The following is a 5,348-nucleotide window of genomic DNA, read 5'->3' as shown; positions in this document are numbered from 1 at the left end:
CGCCGGAGCCGAGTAGCGCCTTGATGATCGCCACGCGCTGCGGGGTGACCGCCAGGCCGCCCCGGCGGCATCGCTCGGCGAACTCGGACAGGCGCTTGGCGGCGTAAGGGGCGCGCCGTCTCTCATTTACGAGCTGTAGTTCCATAACCTAGGTGATAGTTATTACCATCTAGTTATTGCTGTTGTCAACCAGGGAAGTTCGCTCAGCCGCCATGATCTTACAAAAGTCCAATACCTCTTCCCTCGGGAGAGGACGCGCTCCCGCGCGGGTGAGGGCGCTTGCACCGTGCTCGACGCGCGCGCCCTCACCCGTACGCGACACAAGTGTCGCCGCACGACCTCTCCCGAGGGGAGAGGTAGATTCATTCACAGGCGCGGCAGGATCGGAGCTCTGCGGCAGTCGGGCTTGGTCAGGAGCATCTGCACGTCGCCGATGTAGCGCTCGCGGAAGCCGCCCTCGCAGTAGCAGAGGTAGAACTCCCACATCCTGATGAATTCTTCCGGGTAGCCGAGCGCACGCACACGATCGATGTTGTTGAACATCCGCAGGCGCCAGTTCTTCAACGTCTCGGCGTAGTTGGGTGTCAGGTCTTCGAGATGGAACAACCGCAGGTCGCTCGAGCGCGTGAGCGAATCGCACAGCGCCGTGACCGACGGGATGAAGCTGCCCGGGAAGATGTACTTCTTGATGAAATCGACGCGCTTGAGCGCGCCCTCGTACTCACGGTCGGTGATCGTGATCGCCTGCAACAGCATCATGCCGTCCGGCTTCAGCAGCTCGCCGCATTTGCGGAAATATGAATCGACGAAGTGATGACCGACCGCCTCGATCATCTCGATCGAGACGGCCTTGTCGAATCGGCCGGTCAAGTCGCGGTAGTCCTTGAACAGCACGGTGATTCGCTCCGACAGGCCCTCGGCGGCGATGCGCTTGACGGCGTAGTCGTGCTGTGCGCGCGAAATCGTGGTGGTCGTCACGCGGCATCCGTAGTTTTTGGCGGCATGAATCGCAAACCCGCCCCAGCCGGTGCCGATCTCGACGACGTGATCGTGCGCGCGCAGATCGAGCTTGCGGCAAATGCGATCGACCTTGGCGGCCGAGGCTTCCTCAAGTGTGGTGTCGGGACGCTCGAAGATCGCGCACGAGTACATCATCAGCGAGCGATCAAGGATCAGCTCGAAGAAATCGTTGCCCAGATCGTAATGCGCCGCGATATTGCGCTCGCTGCCGGTTTTGGTGTTGCGATTGAGGTAGTGCAGAGCCCGGCGGACGGGATTAGCGAGCCGCGCGAGGCCGCTGTCGATGCCGTCGGTCACGCCGCGGTTGCGAATCATGATTTGCACGAGCGCAGTCAGATCGTCGGTGGTCCACGAGCCCGCCATGTACGCCTCGCCGGCTCCCACGCTGCCGCCGAGCGCGAGATCGGAATAAAAGCGGCGGTCGTGAACCCGGATAGTGGCGCGCAAATCGGCGTCCGCGGCACTCTGGCCGAACGGGATGCACTCGTCACCGTCTTCGATCACGACGCGGCCGCTTTTGATTCCCGCTAGACGGCTAAGCACCGCGCCGCGCGCGAAACGATCGAGAATCGCCGGACGACGCGCCCGCGCCGCCTCGACGCCCGACGCGACTATGGAATCAGACTTGGCCATCTCGACGCATCGAATTACACGCGGTCGCATCGCGGCGCAAGCGCGGCGGAGGGTGGACGGGAAGAACTTAATTGAATAATTGAATGTGAAACCCTCCGTGGGTTTCCGGCTTCCTTGGGCAGGGGTGACCCCTGTACCCAGCGATAAGATAAGGATGCGGGACTTCGTCCCTGTTAGAAGGGGTTAGGGCAGAAATGAAACCACCCGGCGCCGCGATGCGGGCCGGGCGGTTTGCGCAATGCTGGCGAGCTTCTAGTGCGTGTGCTTGGGGTGGTTGTGCGGCACGACCACGGGGACGTCGATCGTGACTGGAGTGCCGTCAGTGGTGCCGCAGGTCAGGTTGATGGCGTAGTGCCGGTCTCCAAGCGACCCGCATCGTTCGGCACGCACCTGGACCGTCGTCCCGACTGCGTTGGGATCAGTGTTAGTCACCGGCGTACTGTCGAATTCCCAATCGTCTTCGGAGGGTCCGCATCCATCGGGTGTGCCGCCGGTTCCCGGATCCTGGGCAATCTGATCGTCGGTGATCGAATTAATCGTCAGCGAGATCGTGTCCGCATCCGGAGCGGTTTCGACGTAGGTGATGTCGATCGTTTTGAGCTTGTGGTTCGGCGGCCACAGGGTTTCCGGTGAAACCACGATCGTTCCGTCGCCGCATCCGACCGTATATTCGTTCGGCCCTGGCGACGGTTTGCCCTTGGCCAGCGCGGCCGGTGCGGTCGCGACAACAAGCATCGCGGCTGCGCCCACCGCACTCACCATCAGTTTTCCAAACTTCATTCTGGTTTCCTCCCTCTTAAGAGCTTAAGAGGTAAGCTGCTTAGAAACTTATGGGCAACAATACCATCAGTTGGTAGTATGTCAAGAGTTAACTAAGCATCAGATTCTTCTTTTTAAGATAAGAAGTGTCGCATAAACCGACCCTACCGCCGCTGAATGTCAGGCGCGGAGTCAAAGAGGATAAGATCTACAGCGCGGGCGTTGAGGACTCGAGCCCCGGCCGTGCGGCAGCGGGCCCTGGGTCGATCGATGGCTCCGACGTCAGCGGGGATATGGTCGATGGCGCGCTGGCGGCGGAACTCGCGAAAGGCTTTGCGACCACCGTGACGCGCGGCTTGTCGAGCCGGGACTCATCCAGCAGCTCGGGCGGGACCTGGCGGAGGTCCCAGACTATGCCGCAGGCTTCGAGCAGCTTGAGAGTGTAGTAGGTGATGTCGATTTCCCACCAGAAGAAGCCGTTGCGCGCCGCCGCGGGGAAGTGATGGTGATTGTTGTGCCAGCCCTCGCCGAGCGTGACCATCGCAAGCGTGAAGCTGTTGCGGCTGTCGTCGTTGGTCTCATAGCGGCGGCGCCCGAAGACGTGCGCCAGCGAATTGATCGTAAAGGTGCCGTGTGCAAGGACCACGGTCGAAATGAAAAATCCCCAGATAAGCATTTGCGCGCCGGTCGTTTGCAGGCCCGGCGCATGGCGCTGGAGAAACGCGCCCAGCCCGAACATCGCGAAGCCGAGTAGGGTGGGAACCAGCACGTCGAAGCGATCGAGAAACATCAACTCGGGAAATTTCGCGAGGTCGCGGACGACGCCCAACTCGGAACGGAAGTTAGCCTCCGACGTGATCCATCCGATGTGGCTCCAGATGAAACCATTTTGACGCGGCGAATGAACGTCATCTGGTTCGTCGGAGCGCTGATGATGCAGCCGATGATGCGACGCCCACCATAAGGCGCCGCGCTGCACCGCGGTCGCGCCGATTACCGCGAACACGAACTGGCCGGCGCGCGAAGTCTTGAACGAGCGATGAGAAAAATAGCGGTGGTAGAATCCGGTTATCGCGAACATCCGGATGAAGTACAACGCGATGCAGACGCCAACCGCGACCGGACTCCATCCGACCCAGATCACACCCAGGCACATCAGATGAACGACCACGAACGGGATGCATCGGAACCAGTCGGTCTTCTGCGGTAGGTTGGCGGCTGGAACGCCACCAGCCGAGGTGTCGAACCATCGTGCGATCGCAATGAGAAATCTTCGGGATTTACCCGCTGTCCCTGACGTCATCTGTCTCCCCACCCGTGTGCGGAATTCATCCCGCGCGGCGCCCACTGATAATGCCCAGATTTGCGCGTCTAAGTGAACAAGCACGAAGAGGCGTCATTTGGCGGGCGTAAGCATTTCGACGTCGTCGAAGCGCGTATAGTCAACGCTTCGGCTGCCGTCGGGATGGAGCACCAGCACGTCGGCCAAGCGCGCGCCCCAGACGATCTCGTCGAGTTTGAAGGTGTGCCGCGCGTGAACGGTCTGAGAGAACGTTTCGTCGAGTCCGGTGATCGACACGATGATTTCGGGCGCGGAACTGGCGAGCGATTCGCGCGTCTCGCCGAAGAGCGGACTGCCTTCGACGATCCGATGGACCGCGGTCCACGACAACGCGAACATCGCGCTGCGGCTGCGCGTCATTGCCAGATCGTAGAGGCGTCGAATCGAGTCGCCTTCGACGGTGATTTCCTGGCGCGCGAGAACGACGTGGATATTCGCCTCGACGATCCGGTTCGCGCGCATGTTGGCCGCCCGGATCATCAGGCTGAGCGCGCCGTCGCGCGGGCCGATTACGGCATAGCGGGTGAACCTGACGCGCGCAGTGGGGCGCGAGAACTTCGAGAAAACGAGGCCGGTCATCAGCGCGAGCGCGAGCAGTCCGGTCAGCGCCTCAATCGAGACGAGGATGTTCGAGAACAGCGTGACTGGCACCATCTTGCCGTAACCGATCGTCGCCATGGTCTGGACGCTGAAAAAAAACATGTCGGCGAACGAACCGGAGTGCGCATTCTCGATTCCCTGATCGAAGTAGTAGCCGGTCGCGAACAGTAGGTTGGCGAGAGTGAAGGCGGTGGCGATCAAGCCAATTAGTGCCGGCCATGAGCACGTCACCAGGAAGTGGTAGAGGTCGTCGAACACGCGAGTGGGTGCGCCGTGAATCGGGCCGTCACCCTTCAGGCTGCCGAGCTGTGTACGTCGCTTCGCCATCGCGGAGAAATATAGCGGAGCGCGCGCCGCGCAGTCAGCAGGAGGTTAGCGGGCGAACGCCGCCCTTAAGGCGTCGGCGGCTTGGCGCTGGCCTTCTTTGCCTTTCTCGAGGGCGTCGGCGAAGCTGACGAAGCCGTGGGTGACACCTTCGTAGCGCGTGCACGTGGTCTTGACGCCAGCGGCGATCAGGCGCTCGGCGAAACGCTCGCCTTCGTCACGCAGCGGATCGTGGCTGGCGGTGAGGACTAGCGCGGGCGGCAGACTCTTCAGGTTTTTCGCGCGCAGCGGGCATGCGTAGGGATTATTTTTCTCGCTGATAGTGTCGGTGTAATTTTTCCAGAACCATTCCATGTCGGCGCGCGACAACACGTAGCCGTCGGCGGCAAATTCCTTCTGCGAGGGAGTGTCGAGCGCGCAATCCGTGACAGGATAGAGCAGCAGCTGGAAGTTAATCGCGGGACCGCCGCGATCGCGCGCCATCATCGAGACGACGGCGGCGAGATTTCCGCCGGCGCTGTCGCCGCCAACCGCGAGCCGCGACGCATCGGCGCCGAGTGAGGCCGCGTTTTCGGCCACCCACTTTGTCGCGGCGTAACAATCTTCGGCGCCGGCAGGAAAAACGTGCTCCGGCGCGAGGCGGTAATCGACCGACACGATAACGCAGCCG

5 protein-coding genes are annotated in these 5,348 nt (G+C 61.6%); all 5 read right to left on the bottom strand.

Features of this window, described 5'->3' with window-relative positions:
- Positions 1-366: 366 nt before the first annotated feature.
- On the bottom strand, positions 367-1,683 hold the full coding sequence (locus tag VJX68_RS02365; protein ID WP_324094037.1) for a cyclopropane-fatty-acyl-phospholipid synthase family protein: 1,317 nt from the start codon (positions 1,681-1,683) through the stop codon (positions 367-369).
- 222 nt (positions 1,684-1,905) lie between these two features.
- Positions 1,906-2,433 (bottom strand): hypothetical protein, encoded by a 528-nt coding sequence (locus VJX68_RS02360; protein WP_324094036.1) that lies wholly within the window; start codon positions 2,431-2,433, stop codon positions 1,906-1,908.
- Positions 2,434-2,620: 187 nt separating this feature from the next.
- Complete coding sequence (locus VJX68_RS02355) at positions 2,621-3,715, bottom strand: acyl-CoA desaturase (RefSeq protein WP_324094035.1); 1,095 nt, start codon at positions 3,713-3,715, stop codon at positions 2,621-2,623.
- Positions 3,716-3,808: 93 nt separating this feature from the next.
- Positions 3,809-4,681 carry an ion channel gene (locus VJX68_RS02350; protein WP_324094034.1) on the bottom strand — a complete coding sequence of 291 codons (873 nt, stop codon included), beginning with the start codon at positions 4,679-4,681 and terminating at the stop codon, positions 3,809-3,811.
- Positions 4,682-4,726: 45 nt separating this feature from the next.
- On the bottom strand, positions 4,727-5,348 hold a 622-nt coding region (locus VJX68_RS02345; protein ID WP_324094033.1), incomplete at its 5' end, for an alpha/beta hydrolase.

The organism is Binatus sp. (SeqCode) (assembly GCF_035272065.1).
GTDB lineage: Bacteria > Desulfobacterota > Binatia > Binatales > Binataceae > Binatus.
Note: the sequence above shows the minus strand (reverse complement) of the source record. Positions and strands in the feature narration are given on the sequence as shown.